Raw genomic sequence first — 18,282 nt, 5'->3', positions numbered from 1 at the left:
GTATCAATCACGGAGTCTGTGATGTCTGAACCGACGCTGGCCCCCGAGGCCGGCAACGCAACTGAAAAGGCGCTGACGATCCGCGTGCACGACAGCGACAACGTCGCCATCGTCGTCAACGCACGCGGCTTGCCTGCCGGCACGGCACTGGCCGATGGCACTGTGCTTGTGGAAGGCGTTCCACAGGGCCACAAGGTGGCGCTGGTCGACCTGGCCGAAGGCGACGCGATCATCCGCTACAACGAGGTGATCGGCCATGCCGTGAAGCCGCTGCCGCGCGGTAGCTGGGTCAACGAGCATGCTGTGAAGCTGCCGTCCGCTCCCGCGCTGGATGAGCTGCCACTGGCCACGCGCCCCGATCCCAAACTCGCCAAACTCGAGGGCTACACGTTCGAGGGCTATCGCAACGCAGACGGCACGGTCGGCACGAAAAACGTGCTCGGCATCATGACGAGCGTGCAGTGCGTGGCCGGCGTGACGGACTACGTCGTTGGTCGCATCAAGCGCGAGCTGCTGCCGCGCTTCCCGAACGTTGACGATGTGGTGGCGCTGAACCACGTGTACGGCTGCGGCGTCGCCATCAATGCGCCGGCCGCTATCGTGCCGATTCGTACGCTACAGAACCTGGCACTCAACCCGAACTTTGGCGGCGAGATCATGGTGATCGGCCTGGGCTGCGAAAAGCTCGTGCCCGAACGCCTTGTGCCGGAAAGGCTCGCACCCGGCGGCCGCATTCCCATCGAAGTTGCCGGCACGGCGGATTCGCCCGTACTGCGCCTGCAGGACGAAGCCTTCGACGGCTTCATCGGCATGACCGACGCCATCATGGAGATGGCCGAGCGCCGCCTGGAACACCTGAACAAGCGCCAGCGCGAAACCTGCCCGGCATCCGACCTCGTGGTCGGGGTGCAGTGCGGGGGCAGCGATGCGTTCTCGGGGGTGACGGCCAACCCCGCCGTCGGCTTTGCGGCCGACCTGATCGTGCGTGCAGGCGGCACCGTGATGTTCTCGGAAGTCACCGAAGTGCGTGACGCCATTCACCTGCTCACGCCGCGCGCCATCGATGAAGACGTCGGCCGTGCGCTGCTGCGCGAGATGGCCTGGTACGACAACTACCTGAGCGGCGGTCAGACCGACCGCAGCGCCAACCCGTCGCCGGGCAACAAGAAGGGCGGCCTGTCGAACGTGGTGGAAAAGGCGCTGGGTTCGATCGTCAAGTCAGGCAGCACGCCCATCGTCGACGTGCTTGGCCCCGGCGAGAAGGTGCGTCGCAAGGGCCTGATCTTTGCGGCCACTCCCGCGAGTGACTTCGTGTGCGGCACGTTGCAGCTGGCCTCCGGCATGAACCTCCAGGTGTTCACCACCGGCCGCGGCACGCCGTATGGACTGGCCATGGCGCCGGTCATCAAGGTATCGACGCGCAAGGCGCTGTCCGAGCGCTGGCATGACCTGATCGATCTCGACGCTGGCCGCATCGCCACGGGCGAGGCGACCATTGCCGACATCGGCTGGGAGCTGTTCCACCTGATTCTTGACGTGGCGAGCGGACGCAAGGAAGTTTGCGCCGACAAGCTGGGCCTGCATAATGCGCTGGCTCTGTTCAATCCCGCCCCGGTGACCTGATATGACCACTGAAGTACACGTTCAACCCGACCCGCTCGCGGGGGTGACCACGCGTTGCCACCGCCTGCTGCTCACTGGCGCAGGCGGCAACCTCGGCAAGGTGCTGCGCGAGCGCCTGCCCAAGTACGCCGATTTTTTGCGCTTGTCTGATATATCAAATCTCGGCGAAGCGCGCACCGGCGAGGAGCTCGCACCGTGCGACCTGGCTGATGCAAAGGCCGTCGATGCGCTTGTTGCCGGCACGGATGCGATCGTGCATCTGGGCGGCGTGTCGGTCGAGAGGCCGTTTGAAGAGATTCTGCCGGCCAATATCGCGGGCACTTACAACCTGTACGAAGCCGCACGTCGCCATGGCGTGCGCCGCATCGTGTTCGCCAGCTCGAACCACACCATCGGTTTCTACAAGCAGGGCGAGGTGATCGACAGCACCGCGCCCACCAAGCCCGATGGCTACTACGGGCTGAGCAAGGTCTTTGGCGAGCAGCTGGCCAGCTTCTATTTCGATCGCTACGGCATCGAAACGGTGGCCATCCGCATCGGCTCTTCGTTTGCCGAAGCGAAGGACCGCCGCATGCTCGTCACCTGGCTCGGCTATGACGATCTGGAGCAACTCATCCGCCGCGCGTTGTTCGTGCCGAGCGTGGGCTTTACCGTGGTCTACGGCATGTCGAACAACCGCGACCGCTGGTGGGACAACCGCCACGCCGCGCACCTTGGCTACACACCTACGGAGACGAGCGAGATCTTCCGCGCCCAGGTCGAAGCACAACCGCCGCTGCCCGCCGATGACCCGGCTGCGCAGTACCAGGGCGGAGCGTTTGTCAAAGCCGGCCCGTTCGGAGACTGACGCAATGCACGTGAATGTAGAGCCGACAGTCGAGCGCGTTGGCAGCATGCAATGCGGTGTGGGCGAAAGCCCCATATGGCACGCCGGCGAGCAGGCGCTGTACTGGACGGATATTCCGGGCCGCAGGCTGTGGCGCTGGAACTTCTTCTCCGGCCAGACCAACAGCTGGGCGCTGCCCGAGATGGCCGGCTGTATTGCCATGACGTCCAACGGTTGGGCGATGGCCATGGAGACGGGCATTTTTCTCGCGCTACAGCCCCGCGCCGGCGCCGAGCTTGGCCCGCTGCAGCGTCTCGCCACGGTGGCGCACTCGCGTCCCGACATGCGCTTCAACGACGGCCGCTGCGACCGCCAGGGCCGTTTATGGGCCGGCACGATGGTGTTCGACACCTCGCTGGGTTTGCCGCTCGGCAAGCTGTATCGCTTTGACGCGGAGGCCGCTCGCGCAGGGCGTGTCGATGCCGTCATTGACGATCTGATCGTGCCGAACGGCCTGGCCTTCAGTCCCGATGGCAAGACGATGTACCTGTCGGATTCGCACGCAAGCCGGCAGACCATCTGGGCCTTCGACTACGACATCGACAGCGGCACGCCGCACAACCGCCGCGTCTTCATCGACATGAATGCGTACCCGGGCCGCCCCGACGGCGCCGCGGTTGACGCCGACGGTTGCTACTGGATCTGCGGCAACGATGCGGGGTTTGTGCATCGTTTCACGCCGGACGGTCGTCTCGATCGCAGCATTGCCATTCCCACGTCCAAACCTGCCATGTGCGCGTTCGGCGGGCCTGGGCTGGATACTTTGTTCGTGACGTCGATCCTGATCGGCGACGACCCGCTCTCGGGCGCCACGTTTGCAGTGCGCCCGGGCGTGACCGGATTGCCCGAACCCGTCTTGCACCTCTGAACCTGCAATACGCCCCGCACATAAGAACAAACCGGGGCTCTTAGGAGACAACACATGAAACCCATCAAAGGCTTGCGCTGGTGGATCATCGTCCTGGTACTCAGCGGACTGATCATGAACTACCTGGCCCGCAATGCGCTGGCCGTGGCGGCGCCCGAAGTGAACAAGGTGCTGAACATCAGCACGCAGCAGTACGGCTATATCGTCGCTGCATTCCAGGCGGCCTACATGGTGATGCAGCCGGTGGCGGGCTACGTGCTTGACGTGCTGGGCACCAAGCTGGGTTTTGCGCTGTTTGCAGCGGCGTGGTCGGTGGTCTGCCTGCTGCACAGTACGGCGGGAAGCTGGCTGTCGCTGGCCGCGTTCCGGGCGATGCTGGGGATGACGGAAGCGGCGGGTTTCCCGTCGGCGCTGCGGGCAACGGCAGAGTGGTTCCCGGCCAAGGAGCGGTCGATTGCAACCGGCTGGTTCAACATCGGCTCGTCCGTGGGCGCGGTTGTGGCGCCTCCGCTGGTGGTCTGGTGCATTTTGCACGGCAACTGGCGTTTTGCCTTTGCCGTGATCGGTGGGATCGGGCTGGTGTGGAGCGTGCTGTGGTTCCTGTTGTATCGCGTGCCCGCCAAGCACCATCGCCTGTCGGATGAAGAGCGTGACTACATCCGCGCAGGCCAGGAAACGCCGGATGACACCGCCAACGTGCCCAAGCCCTCATGGGGCAAGATCGTCAGCGGGCGACGGTTCTGGGGTATCGCCATTCCGCGCTTTCTGTCAGAGCCGGCGTGGCAGACGTTCAATTATTGGATTCCGCTTTATATGGCCACCGAGCGCCATATGAACCTGAAGGAAATTGCCCTGTTTGCGTGGCTGCCATTCCTGGCGGCGGACGTGGGCTGCGTGCTGGGCGGCTATCTGGCGCCATGGTTCCAGAAGCGGTTCTCGGTATCGCTTGTGACGTCGCGCAAGCTGGTGATGGTGACGGGCTGTCTGTGCATGATCGGCCCGGCTTGCATTGGTCTGGCGACGAGCCCCTACACGGCGATTGCGCTGTTCTGCGTGGGCGGCTTTGCGCACCAGACGCTCTCTGGCGCGCTCTACACGCTCACGTCCGACATGTTCGGCAAGCATGAAGTCGGCACGGCCGTGGGGCTGGCGGGCATGTCGGGCTACATGGGCGGCATGCTCTTCTCGCTGGCTGTCGGCACGCTGGCAACGACCATCGGCTACAACCCGCTGTTCGTGGCGCTGGCCGTGTTCGACATCGTGGCGGCCATCCTCGTGTGGACCATGCTCAACGACAACCAGGCGCGTCCGGTGCCGGTGCAGCCGAGCGGCACGGCAACCAGCACGGCTGCCTGAACCGCAACTGCAAAGGCCGTCGGTCAGGCGGCCCGCTGAGCAATCGTCGGGTTGAGCTTGGCCGGGCTGAGTGGGTCGAAGTCGACCCATTCCCCGTTGCGCCAGCGGCCCGCGGCTTCTTCGACATCCATCCCGCCGGTGCTCGCCAGAATGCGCGCGGCTTCAGCTTCCCGGTCGGGTGTCACGCGCACTGCAAGCAGCACGCCGGAATGGCGTGTGCGCAATGTGGCGTCGGGTGGCTGCGCAGGATTGGGCTCGTCGCGTGTTGCGAACATCGCACCCGCCAGCGAGCCGATATAGGCGCCCACCCCGGCCGCCACCACCGAGAAAAGCACGGCCACGTGCAGCGCAAGCAGCACCGCCACCCCTGCGACGGCGCCAATGGTGGCGCCAATCGCCATTCCTTTGCCCGCGCCTGCATGGGCACGCGCAGCACCCGGGTCGGCGTTGCGGTCGCCGCCAATGGGAAACGCCGCGTGCTGGCCGGATGGGTTGACGAAGAAGACGTTCACATCGTCCTCGGAAAAGCGCTGGGCGAACAGCGCACGCGCGGCGCCTTCGGCGCGTTCAAACGTGTCGAAACGGGCAGCGACGATGAGCGACATGGGGCCTCCTGAGAAACGCATTTCCCATAGCGCAAGCAAGCGGGGGGGCTGGGCCCAAAGTGGACCCAAAGTTACCTAGATCAGGTAATTGGCCGGGCAATCACTCGTCGCCATACTTGCCCACCAAGGCCCGAATCGAGGCCAATTTTCCAGCCACACGATAACGAAAACGTGGCTGCCCAGAAATCGGGGGGCAGTCGGCCGATACCGCCCGGCAATCCGGCGGTCTTTTGGTATCCCAACGGGAGGGTGTGTCATGTTCAACGGCTTTTCTGCGGTGCCGGGCGCGGTCGTGCCCTATGCGTACGACTGGCTGCTGGTGGGGCTGTCGTATCTGATCTCGGTGGCGGGGGCGTATGTGGGCTTGCGATGGTCCAGGCGCGTGCGCAACAAGAACGGTGCCATCGACATGGACAGGCTCGTGTGCGCCAGCGTAGCCCTCGGCGGCGGTGCCGTCTGGTCGATGCATTTCATCGGCATGGCGGCCTACCGGACACCGGTCCGGATCGAGTTCGATCTCTTCATGACCCTGGCGTCGCTCGTGGTGGTGATGGTGTTTGCCGCTGGCGGCCTCGTCATTGCATCGCGCACAAAGGGCAACCGCATGCGAAATGTCGCTGAGGGTGGCGTGCTGACCGGCCTGGGCGTGGCGGTGATGCACTACACCGGCATGGCCGCCGTGCACACCAACAGCAATTTCGACTGGGACATCTCCATCATGGGAGTCTCGGCCTTGATTGCAGTGCTGGTGTCGATGGTCGCGCTGTGGCTGGCAACAACCGTCAAGACACGCGGTCAGCAGTTCGGCGCGGCGCTCATCATGGGGGTGGCCGTCTGCGGCATGCATTACACGGGCATGACGGCCGGCACGATGATCTGCACGGGGCAGAGCTACTCGCCGTCGCTGTTCGCCATTGAAGGCAGCAACATCGGTTATGCGGTGTTTGCGCTGGCCGGCACCATCCTGATGATCATCCTGCTGATCGAAGCCTCGCGCAGCGCAAGCAGCGCACGCGCCACTGCATCGGGCACGCTGCGCTGAAACATGTTACGAGAACGCCCGGCCCGGTGTTTTTCGGTCGGGCGATTCTCATGGCGGTGGCGCGCACCGCTACAATCGCGGCCTGGCATTTGTAGATGGCGTTTGAAATGGTGCTTGGCTGGTTTGGCATTTCCACCGTGTGGCTGCTGCCCTTGGTTTGGCGGTATGTAACGCGCGCGCTGGCGGGGGAGCGGGATTTTCTGAAAGGCCGGGGCACCGTGCGGCTCTGGCTGGTGACGCTCGTCGCGCTGAGCGCCAGCGCCGCGCTTGAAGCCCTGACGTCTGGCGCCGACCCGCAGGACAAGGCCGGCGGTGCTGCCGGGCGCGCGGTGTCGTCGCTCTTCTCGCACATGTTGGGCTGGACGGGCGCGTTCCTGCTGATGCTGGGCGTGCTGATCTGGGTCGCGCCCATGGTGTTCGGCCGATCGTGGGGCCAAGTGTTCAACCGCCGCCGCACGGCTGATGCCGAGACGTCTGCCGAGCCAGACACCCGCCACGACGAACCCGTTGACGATGGCTTGAAACCGACCGCGCTTGGTCTTGGCGGGGCAGGGGAGGCGCGTTGGAGCGGTAATACTGGCCACACGCAGCCGGCCGTGCGTCATCGCGGCATCGAAGCCGTTTCTGCGCGGCGCCAGCCGGCGTGGCAGCCACCCCCGCGAACGCGCCCCTCGCCGCCACAGCCGGGCGAGATCTGGCCACTGATCGATGCAAAGAAGGGCACGCCCGCAGAGGCGCCCGCAAGCGCGAAGGCCGCGCCACCCGTCGCAGTGCACACTCCGCCGCAGGCGCCTCCGGCACGCCCCAAACCGCGTGCCACCATCGTCAGCAGCCCGTTCCATCAACCGCAACTGGGTCTGCAGACGCAGACGAGGGTGTCAGCACCAGCATCCGCGGCACCTGTGACGCAGACCACGCCGCCAAGCGAGCCCGTTGTGGTGGCAGAGCCTGCGGTGCCGGAGTTGGTGGAAGCGCAAGCCGCCGTTGCAGAAGCCCACATCGTCGACCTGGACGCCGTGCGTCAGGAGGCGGAAGCGCTCCTGGCCGAACTGCGCGGGCTGATGGCGCCCGCCGTAACGACGACGCCAGATCCGCAGGTTGCCGAACCGCTAGTTGAAGCTGAAGTCGTCCCCATTCTCGAAGCACTGCCCGAGGCGGTAACGCTGCCCACCACGCCGGCTATCGAGCCGGCCGCGCAGCCGGAAGCCGCACCAGCATTGCTCACGCCCAAGCCGCGCATCGTGTTGCCTGCGGTGGTGGGGGAGGTGGTGTCACGTGCGGCACCGGCAGTCGCCGCAGTACCCTTACCGGCGCCCGCTTCTGCTCATGCTCCTGTGCCGGCTCCTGTTGCACAGCGCATTGTCGATTACCGCCTGCCGGGCGCCGCATTGCTGACCGCCGCATCCTCCAGCACTGAAGCGGTCTCCGCTGAACACCTGGAGGAGACCAGCAATCTGATCGCCCAACGTCTGGCGGAGTTCAAGGTGCCGGTGACGGTCGTGGGTGCCTCGGCTGGGCCGGTCATCACGCGTTTCGAGGTCGATCCGGCGATTGGCGTGCGCGGCGCGCAAGTCGTCGGGCTGATGAAGGACCTGGCGCGTGCACTCGGCGTGACGTCCATCCGCGTGGTCGAGACCATTCCCGGCAAGACGTGCATGGGCCTGGAGTTGCCCAATGCCCGCCGCGAAATGATCCGCTTGTCGGAGGTCGTGAACGCGGCGGATTTCCAGTCGCATGCGTCGCACCTCGTGCTGGCCATGGGCAAGGACATCACCGGCAATCCGGTGGTGACAGATCTCGCACGCGCCCCGCACCTGCTCGTGGCCGGCACGACCGGCTCGGGCAAGTCGGTGGCCGTGAACGCGATGATCCTGTCGATGCTGTACAAGGCCACGCCCGACGACGTGCGCATGATCATGATCGACCCGAAGATGCTGGAACTCTCGGTGTACGAGGGCATTCCGCATCTGCTCGCGCCGGTCGTGACCGACATGAAGCAGGCCGCACACGCGCTCAACTGGTGCGTTGGCGAGATGGAAAAGCGCTACCGCCTGATGTCTGCGCTGGGCGTGCGCAACCTGGCCGGCTACAACCAGAAGATCCGCGCGGCAGAACAGGCCGGGCGCAAGGTCCCGAATCCGTTCTCGCTGACGCCTGATGCGCCCGAACCGCTCTCGACGCTGCCGCTGATCGTGGTCGTCATCGACGAACTGGCCGACCTGATGATGGTGGCCGGCAAGAAGATCGAAGAACTGATCGCGCGCCTCGCACAGAAGGCCCGTGCCGCGGGCATCCACCTGATCCTGGCGACGCAGCGGCCATCGGTGGACGTCATCACCGGCCTGATCAAGGCGAACATTCCCACGCGCGTGGCGTTCCAGGTGTCATCGAAGATCGACTCGCGCACGATTCTCGACCAGATGGGCGCCGAATCGCTGCTCGGCCAGGGTGACATGCTGTTCCTGCCGCCGGGCACGGGGTATCCGCAACGCGTGCACGGCGCGTTTGTCGCCGACGAAGAAGTGCACCGCGTGGTCGAACACTGGAAACAGTTTGGCGAGCCCGAGTACGACGAGGCCATCCTCGCCGGCGATCCGGCCGAAGCTGCTGCGAGCGGTGATTTGTTCGGTGGCGAAAGCGCAGATGCAGAAGCCGATCCGCTCTACGACGAGGCGGCGGCGTTTGTGCTCAACACGCGTCGCGCGTCGATTTCCTCCGTGCAGCGGCAACTGCGTATCGGCTACAACCGTGCCGCGCGGCTCATCGAACAGATGGAGGCGGCCGGGCTGGTGTCGCCGATGGGGCGGAATGGGCAGCGTGAGGTGCTGGCGCCGGGAGGTGGGGAGTGACAGCTGCGTGGCTACCGGCGGTTGCGACTAAGGTGCGACATATTCCAGGTACAGAACCCAATCTTCGGCGCTGACCGGGATGGCGATCGCGCGCTTTGCCGGACCAGTCACGAGCGCGCTGATGTTGTACGCCACGCTGGCCTGAGTGGAGACGCGTCGCAACGCGTCTTTCTCCGGAGCCGACAGCCATGCGCGCAGGAACGCTTCGGGAACGGGAGTCGATTCAGAAGAGCGGGGTTGGCTTTCTATCAGCGAGGCACCTGAGCGTGGCAACTTGATCGCGGCAACCAACGCCACATAGTCAGTGGGGCCGGGTACGCCAATGCCGGTGTTGTTCTCCGGCAGCGTGGCAAGCTCGAACCGCGACGCGGTAGGTGGTGTGCTCAGACGAACGTATTGCCGAAGCTCGGCGGCGTTGGTGTTGACCGGCAGCTCGGTTCGAGTGCAGCCAAAAATAGTCGCCGCCACGCAGAGTATTGCCCATCGTTGCGAGATACATCTGTGCATGCGTGCGCTTCGCGCGGCCGGTATCAACTGCATTCCGTCTGATTCACTCTTGTGTTGGCTGTGCATCAACTGCCGGGAAAAACCTCAACTCTCGGCGGTGGCACTCAACGATTGCACCCACTGTTTAAGCTGCGCCTCGCCTTCCTCATCCAACTGCCCCGACAGCACGCCATACCATTGAACAATAGCCTCGCTGGGCAGATTCGCCTTGAGAATGGGCAAGCTGTTTTCAAGGAAGCTCGGGAAGAACGGGATGCCGCGCATGTACAGGAAATGCGAATCCGTAATGCGGACGTGTGCGTAGACATCGCGCAACCAATCCAGATACGGCAATGCTTCGGCCATGTGCCCGCTCTGCGTGAGCGACGAGATGAACTGCGTGCGGGCCGCGACGCTGGACATCTCGTGCGTCTGCTCATTGACCTCGTCGAACTTCATCAGCCAGGCGTCGCCGCGCTTCAATTCGCCGCACATGACGGAGGTCGTCGCCAGCTGCAGCGCGTTATGTGCGCTGGGCTCCTGTTCGAACAACGCAAGCCAGTAAGGGAAGGCCTCGGGATAGCGGCGCATATCTGAATAGGCGAGCGCGCATAGGCGGTTGGCGTCGGCGTGGCGATTCGCGTAGGGTGCCGCGGCGGCGATGGCAGCTTCGTGCCGGCCTTGCTGGTAGGCCTCCAGGGCAGGGGCGAGTTCGGGGGCGATGTCGGGCGAGGGGTCGTCGTCTTTCGGCGATGGGGGCGGGTTGGCGACGCGGTCGTTGGCGTTTCTGCCGAATAGTTTTTTCAGTAGGCCCATAGTTTGTTCCTGAAACTGTGCAGTAGCACTAGAGTCTTGGCACACCCTGATCCGTATCCCACTGCCAGATGGTGCTGCCATAGACAGACGCGATGATCGGCATGACCTCGCCTTGGTTGAAGTGCCGGCGCGAATTGGCCGCTGCAGGCGTGAACCACCAGCCGCTGCGTGGGCAGGTATCCCCCCCGGGTGCGCGTCCCACCGGCCTCTGGCGATTTTGCGGAAGGAGATCAAGCAGTCCATCTGAGGCAGTAGCGCCTGGCACGCGGCGGATGCGGGTCCAAAGCGCTGGCGCTTCGGACGTGTTTTGTTGGCCGTCGTAACCGACTAGGGCCGTCGGGGCTTCGTCTCCGGCGCACAGAAACTGAGCGCTGGATTCATCCAAGTCGGGTAGATAGATGCCTGATTCAACGATCGTCTTGCCTGTGCTGACCTGCAACGTTGGATCCAATTCGTAGCGCGGCCAAACGGTTGGCGCATCCAACGGACCTCTGGCAGTCGCGTTGTAACCCGTGGACAAATTCGTCGCATTCCAGCCGATATGGATCGTGTGGCTAATATTGAGCGCGTATTGGTTAGCCTGATACAGAAGTTCTTCATACCGCGATGCTGCATCCGGCTGTACCTCATCAAACCAGTCCACGGAGAAATCCCGTTGTCCGCGCACATCGCCGGTTACCGCGTCTGCCGCTAGCAATGCGTCATAGTCTTGACGGGTCAATCGGATGACGCTGTCGTCCAGCATGAGTGCCGTTTGGCGGAAGTTCGGAAGTGCACGCTGTCCCCAGCCGATGTCGGGTTGTAGAGGTTGCGGCCGGCTGCGATAGTCCGGCGGCAGCTTGGTCATGAACTGGGCAAGGCAGTCCTCCACATGGTTGACCGCCGCGTGCCACGCATCGCGCATCGCGCCGAAGTACTCGACAGAGGTGTAGCGTTCGAGCAGATAGATTTCCTGCGGATAAAGCGGCGTGCTCATTTGAAACTTCGCATCGGGTGATGGGGCGGTCGATGTCGCCGTCGATGAAAGTCAGCAGCACCTGCGTGCCAGCGCGCGGCAGGTGATTGCCAAAGGGGGGGGCGACGAGCGAACAAGCGCGTTGCCGCTTTCAGGCGATAAGGCGTTTGCCGCCCGGTTACGCCCGCGCGAGCGTCCAACGAGATTTTCTTCCCTGATGCATCGGCAAGATTTCTCCGGCTTGGAGTGTGATGCTGGCTTGTAGGTCATGTTCGGCCAGCCAGCGGCCCGTTTGGGGGGCCGGCTGCCCGCTCTCAGCCCAGATGAGCGGATCGAAAGCGTCAGATGCTACAGATAGCGTTTCCTTCTCTGCTGGATCGGGTTTGAGGAAAACGTAGCCCGCTTCTTCGGCGGGGACGGTCCCGTCCTCGTAGCGTGTATCGCGCCAGAGCAGGCGCCAAGTAACACTTACCCGCAGGCTGTCATCTGCAGTTTCCTGTTTCGCTATTGGCGCAGGCGACCCGCCATGCAAATAGTTCATGCAACCAATGATAGGAAATGGCCCCGTGGGTTTCTCATTGTTGCGGAACAGACTGAACAGTGGGGGCTTTGGCGCATCCACCGGTTCCCATATGCCCGAGTAGGGAATTGTCTTGCCAGTAGGAATAAGTACCTCATCTCTAGGGGTAGGTACGTCAGGTAGGGCAGAGGGGAAATGCATCTTAGGCAGGTTTTCCCGGAACCAATCGCCGTAGATCGTGTGGGCAGGCTCATTTAGCCATTGGCTTTCGAGAATGTCGGGAGAGCACTCGCCCCAGGCATCGGACAGATCCACCAGTGCTTGATGAAACTGCGTCCAGCCAGGCGTGTTACTTTCATCGCGTTGCAGTGTTTCCCCATCCTCCATGCGGAAGAGCATCTTCTCCCAATAGGTGGGTAGGCGGTCGGCCATAGCCAGTTCGCCATTTGCATCAAACTTGAAGATGCGTTTGTCACCTTTCTTGAGACGAAGTACGGCCTCCTCGCAATGCGCCAACCCGTTGAGGATAAGTCCGTAATCTGCAGCAGGCCCTCCCGATTCTGTGGTTTGGCGGGCGCACTCTTCGGTCGCTCGAGCCCAAGCCTGATAGAAGCCGAAGATACGGTTCCATGCGGTATACGAACTAATCTGCTTCAGCCAGAAAAAAATCTGCTTGCGTTCGTGCTCGGTCGGCAGCATGACGCCGCCTTGTGTGGCTTGACTCGTGCTCATGAGGTAACGACGACTTCGTGGTTGTCTTTGAATCCCTGTCAGAAAGCCGTGGTTTGGGTGCGACATGCGATGCGGCCTGCGCTCCGGCGTAGACGAGCAGGCCCAGGTAGAGGACCCAGAGCATGGAAAAATCTCCTCAGCACTTCATTGCTGAAGAAGGCGGTCAGGAGTTCTTTGCTTCACAGCTTAGGTTCGGGCTTCACTTGGTCTTTGTCCCATTGCCAAAAAGTCGAGCCGTAATCAGATTTCACCTCCGGCATGGTCTCGCCTTGCTTAAAGAACTGACGGGAGTCGGTTGCTGCGGGCGTGAACCACCAACCCTCTTTGGGACAAGGCTCGCCAGCTGGTGTACGTGGCGGGGTGCCGTCTGATGCTGAGCTGGCATGCGAGCGGTACCAGTCCACCAAGTCCCGCGGATAAACAAGGTTGTCACGATAACTACTGTCGTCGATATCCCACAGCACAGTGACCAGTGCGGCTTCGAACGCCCAGTAACCGAAGTAAGACGTGCCGTCGGTGTGTGTGCCATGCCAATAGCACGGCTTCATGTGTTTGTACCAAGTCTCGACGAATTCCTTGACCAGCGCGGGGCGCTCTTCGGGCGCGTACACGGTGGCCCGGCCGAGTGGTCGATACGGAAGCGGATGCAGCAAAACCTTTTCGGCTTCGACGTGCTTTCCGGTCAATGCCTGTACAACATTCTCAAAAAGGATGTCACGGCCTCGGTTGAACTCGTAAGTCTTGTCTACCCAGCTCATAACCTTGGGAATCAGCGCCTCATGCCGGAGCAGCTTGCATAGGGCCAGCAGCCAGAATACGTTGACGTAGGCTTCGAGTTGGGTGATTTCAAGTGTGTCGGCTTCGTTTCGAGGAGGATCGTCCTTGCGAGGCGATATCTCATTTGCAACAAAAGTGTCAAAATCTTCAACCACTTTTGTCAGATGCGCACGTAGCTCGCTGATCGACTTGCCCGCGGTGTACTGCAAGATCAGCAGGCTGAGATTGTCGGAGGCGATCCGCCATCTGAAGCTTTCTTTGGCCTCTGGGATCAGCTCCTCGTCCACAAGAATTTTCCGTGCTCGTCGGACGCCATCCTCAAACCAATCATAGTTCGTGAGGTAGTCTTTTTCGCTCAGAAATTTCTGACGACGTACGTCTTTGAAAGCCATAGATCAATAGTTAAAGTGCGTTGCCGCCGACTGGGCTGGGTGTGCCAGTTGGCGGAGCTCCGCTATCCAGATTCATCCCTGTCGCCACGACATCAATGAAGACGTATAGCTTGCTTGAAGCACCCGCCCCAGTTGGGCCAGGCAAACATGCGAAGATCCAGCGTGCGTAGCGGTAAATGATGATTTCGTCCAGCTTCGTCTTCTGTTGCGTTACTGTCAGGCCGCTATCTTTGCGCCCCAGCGCTTGCGGGATGCGTCTCTCTGTCCATTTTGTACCCATTTGTGTGCCATCCTGAGTGCAACCCAAACGATTCTTTGCGGCTTTCTTTATGCCGTCTGTATCACCAGGGTCGAAGCTTCTTGAAATATGCTTGGCTTCCAAGACAACAAATTTTGGGTACGTAGGCGAAGTGGGCCTTTTCAGTTTGGTCGCGACGTAGTCGTAGTCCGATAGCGGGGGCTTTTTGTCCGTGGGGATAAAGACAAGCCTGCCGGGCTTTGGGATGGTTACGGTGGTGGGCATTGGCGCTGGTTGATTCAACGGCAGCTGTTTCTCGAACAGTCCATCCAAGCCCCTGCCTTTGGGTGGGTTGATCAGGCGTTTGTACTCGAGCGCGTTCTCCATTAGTACATAGCCATCATTCTCGCAAACAGCACCGTTCTTCTGGTTGTCCTCGATCTGCGCCTTGCATTCGTTGTTGGACGTGTCGGTGGCTGCGTCAGCCTGTGGCTTGGTATCCGGAATTGGAAGTTGCTTCTTGCGCTCATATTCTTCGCGCATGCGCCGCAGGTCTTCATCCTCCGTGTTCTTCTCGAACGCGTTGCTGGGGATGAGGATCAGCACAACGGCAAGCAGTACAACGGCGCCACCTTCAGCCAGCACTGCAACCAGGCCGCGTCCTGCTGCCCGTGCGGCCCCGCCTCCGGGAGGCGGCAACTCGGGTGGCGGCACAACTCGCAGCGGCGGTCGTGGCTTGGGCATGTACGGGTCATTGGCGGGTACATCCGTCATTGGCCCATTCGGCATCGGCTTGGGCTGTGCCTGGGCGAGCAGAATCGGTTCCCCATACGTTGCCGTTTGCAGTTTGGTGTCCTGCTCGCGCAGAACAGCCTTCCACGCATCAATTTCCGCCTGTGCCTTCTTTTGACCACCGGCCCAATCGAAACCCTCAACGTACTGGCGTGCGTTGCCATACGACTGGCTGTGCATGAACGATTGAACTTCCGACCACGGTTGCCCAGCGGCGACCATGTCCACGAAGATGCATGCCGAACCGTAGCTCGGCATGAATCCCGAGAAGTAGTACGCCAGTTGATCAGAGATGCGAGAGCGTTCGCCACCGCTCAGTACATAACTCAGGAAGTCTCGCGTCAGATGCAGGAAGTCATCATCTTGATGGAAGCCCTTGATGCGGGATAGCCACTGGCCTGCAATCGCCGTCCCTGCATGGGTTTGATTGATCGCTTCGGCGGGATAGAACATCGCCAGGAAGCGTTCGATCTCCGCGACCGCCATGCGCAGCGAGTCGTTCAGGTCGGGTTTGACCTGTGTAATTGGGATGGTGCGAGCGATCATGACAGCAGGCTCTTGATAAGGGCGATTGCAGAATCAGCGTCGGAAGCTGCGCCGAATCGATCATTCGGGCGCTGTGACTCGGCGGCCCATTTGCGCGCGTCCTCGCCCCACTCAACCTTGGCGTCACCCGGCGGTACGCCCTCATGACGAGCGAACCCCTTGTCGTCCACCTTCCCTGAAATAGTGGTGCCGTCACTGAAGTGCAGCTTATAAGGCGCGCCTTTCACGGGCTCAAGATCATCGTAGTGATGATTGAGTTCAATAAAGTGCGTGGGTTCACCCAGAGCGCCTATCGGCAACGCCGGCAACCCCGCCGCCTGCCCCCCCGGGCCCTCAAACGGATGCCCAGCCCCTTTAACCGACAACAACCCCGACGTCTCGAACGTCACCGCGTTCCCTTCCAGCCGGATCAACGAATCCCCACCATGCAGCACGATGTTCTGCTGCGCGAGGATCTCGACCGAATCGGCCGACGAGGTGACGGTGACGGCCTTGTCTGCCAGCACAGCCAGCGCATCGGTATGCGCCTGGATGGACACCGGCCCGCCTTCGGCAATCGCGCGGATGCCGTTGCGTTGGGCGAACAGGCTCACGCCCTTTGCAGCCGCCGCGGCGATGACATTGCCTGCGGCGAGGTGCCAGTCGGCCTGAGCGGTGCCGTGCAAATGCCGCCCCGCGTAGACAGTGGTCGTGGCTTGCGAGGCGAGCGCGATGCTCGATGGCGATTCGGTCACCAGCAGCGGCTGGCCGAACTTGTCGACGGGCTGCTGTGAATCCTGGCCATTGACGTTGCTGGGGTACTTGCCGTCCTGCGCAGGGTCGAGCGCCTTGTCGATCGGCTCGAAGGCTTCGTTGGCGGCCAGCGGCAGCGCTTGCTGGCTTGCGGCAGCATCCGACAAGCGCTGTGCGGTCTTCTGCGCGGCGGTGAGCTGCCCGCGCGCTTCGTGGGCGTCGAGCAACGTGCCGACGGCTTGTGCTCGCGCCGTGGTCGAGAGCAGCAGGCCCGCGCCTGCACGCACGACGGCCCAGGCATCGGTGCGTAGCTCCGCGCCGGTGCCGCGCCAGGTGCCGCGGTCTCCGCCCGTGGCGCCGTGCGATGTGACATAGCCGAGGTTCAGTTGGCTGTTGGCGGTGGAGCTTGCCAGGCGCGTGCGTAACTGGCCCGGGTGATCGTCAATGACCCACTGGTTGTAGCCGTCGCCGCCAAGACCCTGCGAGTGCCAGCCGGACAGCGCCTGCCCAAGCGGCGCATCGGCCGGGGCCCAGGGCAGGGCGTCTTGCGTGTTGTGCAGCTGCATGGCGATCATCGGACGGTCGATGTCGCCGTCGATGAACGTCAGTAGCACCTGCGTGCCGGCGCGCGGCAGGTGATTGCCGCCCCAGTTCGGGCCGGCGCTGGCGCTGGACACGCGCACCCAGGCGGTGACCTGCGTGCGATCGCTGCTGGACGGGTCGGAAAACGCATTGACCTCCGGCGCGCGCAGCCACGGGAAGCGCACGCGCACGCGATGGTCGCGGTCGGTGGTGAGCGGCGCACCGTCGTCGGCAATGACCACGGCAGCCTGACCCTCCGGCGCGGTCGGGCGGCGTCGATAGGGCGGCACGATGGGCGCCTCGGCCGGCACGGCGACGAACCGATTGCGGTAGCTGCCCGATTCGATCTCGGTGGTGGAGAGCAATCTTGCGATGTCGGCGCCGAGGTTGTTGGCGGCTTCGTGTTCGACTTGGAGCGTGACGAACTCGCTGTGCTTGCTGTCGAAATGCTGCGTGAGCGTAAAGCGCTGGCCGGCGCCCAACTGGCGCACGCTGCCTTGGCCCTCGTAGCGCAGGTACGCGCCTTCGTGTGCCTGCATGCGCAACTGCGCAGCGCGGCTGGCCTCTTGCGTATTCGAATATTGATACGAGCCCGAGGCTTCAAAGCGCTCCAGCGTGGGCAGCTCGCCGCCAGGGTCGCTGGCGCTGGCTTGGGCGCTGGTGGCGGCCAAGGCCTTGTAGTCCCACGAGGCGAGCGTCACTGCGTTGGTGCCCACGCTGTGCGCGTGCGAAAAACGCTCGATGGCGTCGTCGCTTTCGGTGGCGTCTACGCGGTGGAAGCGGATCTCCGGCTGCGGGCAGGCAGGCCGTTGCGCATCGTTGTCGAAGATAACGACGGTGTGGCGCGACTGGGCGCTGCCTTGCTGCTGCTTGTCTTCGCTTTGCTCGTGTTCGATGCGGAACGACAGGCCTTCCTCGGCCAGCAACCGCATCACGAAGGCATAGTCGGTTTCGCGGTATTGACAGCAGATCGAGCGCTTGGTGCACGGCTGCGTGGCCGCAACCTTGTAATGCGCGGTGGGGTATTCGCTGAAGACCTCTTCGACGATCTCGAGCGCGGTCTTGTCCTGGTAGACGAAGCAATCGCTGCGCGTGCGCAGGCGATCCAGCCACGGCACCACGCGCAGGCGGTAACGTGCGAGGCCGCCGTCGCCGCCAAGCGATGCGCAATCGGCCACATAACCGTGCCACGCGCGCCGCTTGCCGTCGGCTTGCACCAGGCGCAGCGTGACTTCCTGCGAAGCCAGCTTGGCCGTATCCAGATGCGCCGATGGGCTCAGGCAATCGATATGCAGGACGAACGAGGCCGACACCGCTTCAGTGGCGGTAAAGCGCTCCACGACGAGGTTGTCGGAAGCGAGTGCCGTCTCCAGCGTGATCTGGCGGGTCTGCTGCCCGAGCAGCGCGCCCAGGACGGCTTGTGGCACGGCGGCCGGCAGGTTGGACAAAGGCTTCATCGGAACAGCGTCGCGCTGGGGTTCGTGT

The 18,282-nt window shown here is 62.8% G+C and carries 14 protein-coding genes; 6 read left to right on the top strand and 8 right to left on the bottom strand.

Going from position 1 to position 18,282, the window contains the following annotated elements; genetic code table 11:
• Positions 1–21: 21 nt before the first annotated feature.
• From garD to ACU8YE_RS05390, 4 genes are read left to right on the top strand one after another with little or no spacing between them, the layout of a single operon-like run.
• Positions 22–1,623 (top strand): galactarate dehydratase, encoded by a 1,602-nt coding sequence (garD, locus tag ACU8YE_RS05405; protein WP_440838829.1) that lies wholly within the window; start codon positions 22–24, stop codon positions 1,621–1,623.
• A 1-nt stretch (position 1,624) separates the two neighbouring features.
• Positions 1,625–2,470 carry an NAD-dependent epimerase/dehydratase family protein gene (locus tag ACU8YE_RS05400; RefSeq protein WP_232039385.1) on the top strand — a complete coding sequence of 282 codons (846 nt, stop codon included), beginning with the start codon at positions 1,625–1,627 and terminating at the stop codon, positions 2,468–2,470.
• Between the two features lie 4 nt (positions 2,471–2,474).
• Complete coding sequence (locus ACU8YE_RS05395; protein ID WP_260804284.1) at positions 2,475–3,377, top strand: SMP-30/gluconolactonase/LRE family protein; 903 nt, start codon at positions 2,475–2,477, stop codon at positions 3,375–3,377.
• Positions 3,378–3,431: 54 nt separating this feature from the next.
• On the top strand, positions 3,432–4,733 hold the full coding sequence (locus ACU8YE_RS05390) for an MFS transporter (RefSeq protein WP_440476436.1): 1,302 nt from the start codon (positions 3,432–3,434) through the stop codon (positions 4,731–4,733).
• Positions 4,734–4,756: 23 nt separating this feature from the next.
• Here the strand turns inward: ACU8YE_RS05390 and ACU8YE_RS05385 are convergent, their stop codons facing one another.
• Positions 4,757–5,338, bottom strand: coding sequence for a hypothetical protein (locus ACU8YE_RS05385; protein ID WP_446928261.1), 582 nt, complete (start codon positions 5,336–5,338; stop codon positions 4,757–4,759).
• Between the two features lie 256 nt (positions 5,339–5,594).
• On the opposite strand from ACU8YE_RS05385, the gene ACU8YE_RS05380 reads away from it, so the two are divergent.
• Entirely contained in the window at positions 5,595–6,380 is a 786-nt protein-coding gene (locus tag ACU8YE_RS05380) for an MHYT domain-containing protein (RefSeq protein WP_322018294.1), read from the top strand.
• A gap of 95 nt (positions 6,381–6,475) precedes the next feature.
• Positions 6,476–9,229: a DNA translocase FtsK 4TM domain-containing protein gene (locus ACU8YE_RS05375; protein ID WP_446928260.1), complete on the top strand. Its 2,754-nt coding sequence runs from the start codon at positions 6,476–6,478 to the stop codon at positions 9,227–9,229.
• 27 nt (positions 9,230–9,256) lie between these two features.
• On the opposite strand, the gene ACU8YE_RS05370 is transcribed toward ACU8YE_RS05375, so the two are convergent.
• The 7 genes from ACU8YE_RS05370 to ACU8YE_RS05340 form a co-directional block, all read right to left on the bottom strand.
• Entirely contained in the window at positions 9,257–9,769 is a 513-nt protein-coding gene (locus tag ACU8YE_RS05370) for a hypothetical protein (RefSeq protein ID WP_446928259.1), read from the bottom strand.
• A gap of 51 nt (positions 9,770–9,820) precedes the next feature.
• Positions 9,821–10,531, bottom strand: coding sequence for a hypothetical protein (locus ACU8YE_RS05365; RefSeq protein ID WP_446928258.1), 711 nt, complete (start codon positions 10,529–10,531; stop codon positions 9,821–9,823).
• A 28-nt stretch (positions 10,532–10,559) separates the two neighbouring features.
• Positions 10,560–11,507: a hypothetical protein gene (locus tag ACU8YE_RS05360; RefSeq protein ID WP_446928257.1), complete on the bottom strand. Its 948-nt coding sequence runs from the start codon at positions 11,505–11,507 to the stop codon at positions 10,560–10,562.
• A gap of 157 nt (positions 11,508–11,664) precedes the next feature.
• Positions 11,665–12,705: an Imm71 family immunity protein gene (locus tag ACU8YE_RS05355; protein WP_446928256.1), complete on the bottom strand. Its 1,041-nt coding sequence runs from the start codon at positions 12,703–12,705 to the stop codon at positions 11,665–11,667.
• Between the two features lie 212 nt (positions 12,706–12,917).
• Positions 12,918–13,907 (bottom strand): PoNe immunity protein domain-containing protein, encoded by a 990-nt coding sequence (locus ACU8YE_RS05350; protein WP_446928255.1) that lies wholly within the window; start codon positions 13,905–13,907, stop codon positions 12,918–12,920.
• 10 nt (positions 13,908–13,917) lie between these two features.
• Positions 13,918–15,483, bottom strand: a complete 1,566-nt coding sequence (locus ACU8YE_RS05345; protein ID WP_446928254.1) for a hypothetical protein — start codon at positions 15,481–15,483, stop codon at positions 13,918–13,920.
• A complete protein-coding gene (locus ACU8YE_RS05340) occupies positions 15,480–18,254 on the bottom strand; it encodes a type VI secretion system Vgr family protein (protein WP_446928253.1) in 2,775 nt (924 codons plus the stop codon). The genes ACU8YE_RS05345 and ACU8YE_RS05340 overlap by 4 nt, the downstream gene beginning before the upstream one ends.
• Positions 18,255–18,282: the final 28 nt, after the last annotated feature.

Source organism: Ralstonia sp. VS2407, from assembly GCF_052950655.1.
The sequence above is the reverse complement of the archived record's forward strand: the minus strand, read 5'-3'. Positions and strand labels throughout refer to the sequence as shown.

Bases quoted from the DNA above. Each gene is read 5' to 3' on its own strand.
- ACU8YE_RS05395 (WP_260804284.1), top strand. From the start codon at position 2,475: ATGCACGTGAATGTAGAGCCGACAGTCGAGCGCGTTGGCAGCATGCAA.
- ACU8YE_RS05380 (WP_322018294.1), top strand. From the start codon at position 5,595: ATGTTCAACGGCTTTTCTGCGGTGCCGGGCGCGGTCGTGCCCTATGCG.
- ACU8YE_RS05360 (WP_446928257.1), bottom strand. From the start codon at position 11,507: ATGAGCACGCCGCTTTATCCGCAGGAAATCTATCTGCTCGAACGCTAC.
- ACU8YE_RS05345 (WP_446928254.1), bottom strand. From the start codon at position 15,483: ATGATCGCTCGCACCATCCCAATTACACAGGTCAAACCCGACCTGAAC.
- garD (WP_440838829.1), top strand. From the start codon at position 22: ATGTCTGAACCGACGCTGGCCCCCGAGGCCGGCAACGCAACTGAAAAG.
- ACU8YE_RS05350 (WP_446928255.1), bottom strand. From the start codon at position 13,907: ATGGCTTTCAAAGACGTACGTCGTCAGAAATTTCTGAGCGAAAAAGAC.
- ACU8YE_RS05390 (WP_440476436.1), top strand. From the start codon at position 3,432: ATGAAACCCATCAAAGGCTTGCGCTGGTGGATCATCGTCCTGGTACTC.
- ACU8YE_RS05375 (WP_446928260.1), top strand. From the start codon at position 6,476: ATGGCGTTTGAAATGGTGCTTGGCTGGTTTGGCATTTCCACCGTGTGG.
- ACU8YE_RS05355 (WP_446928256.1), bottom strand. From the start codon at position 12,705: ATGCTGCCGACCGAGCACGAACGCAAGCAGATTTTTTTCTGGCTGAAG.
- ACU8YE_RS05385 (WP_446928261.1), bottom strand. From the start codon at position 5,338: ATGTCGCTCATCGTCGCTGCCCGTTTCGACACGTTTGAACGCGCCGAA.
- ACU8YE_RS05400 (WP_232039385.1), top strand. From the start codon at position 1,625: ATGACCACTGAAGTACACGTTCAACCCGACCCGCTCGCGGGGGTGACC.
- ACU8YE_RS05365 (WP_446928258.1), bottom strand. From the start codon at position 10,531: ATGGGCCTACTGAAAAAACTATTCGGCAGAAACGCCAACGACCGCGTC.
- ACU8YE_RS05340 (WP_446928253.1), bottom strand. From the start codon at position 18,254: ATGAAGCCTTTGTCCAACCTGCCGGCCGCCGTGCCACAAGCCGTCCTG.
- ACU8YE_RS05370 (WP_446928259.1), bottom strand. From the start codon at position 9,769: ATGCAGTTGATACCGGCCGCGCGAAGCGCACGCATGCACAGATGTATC.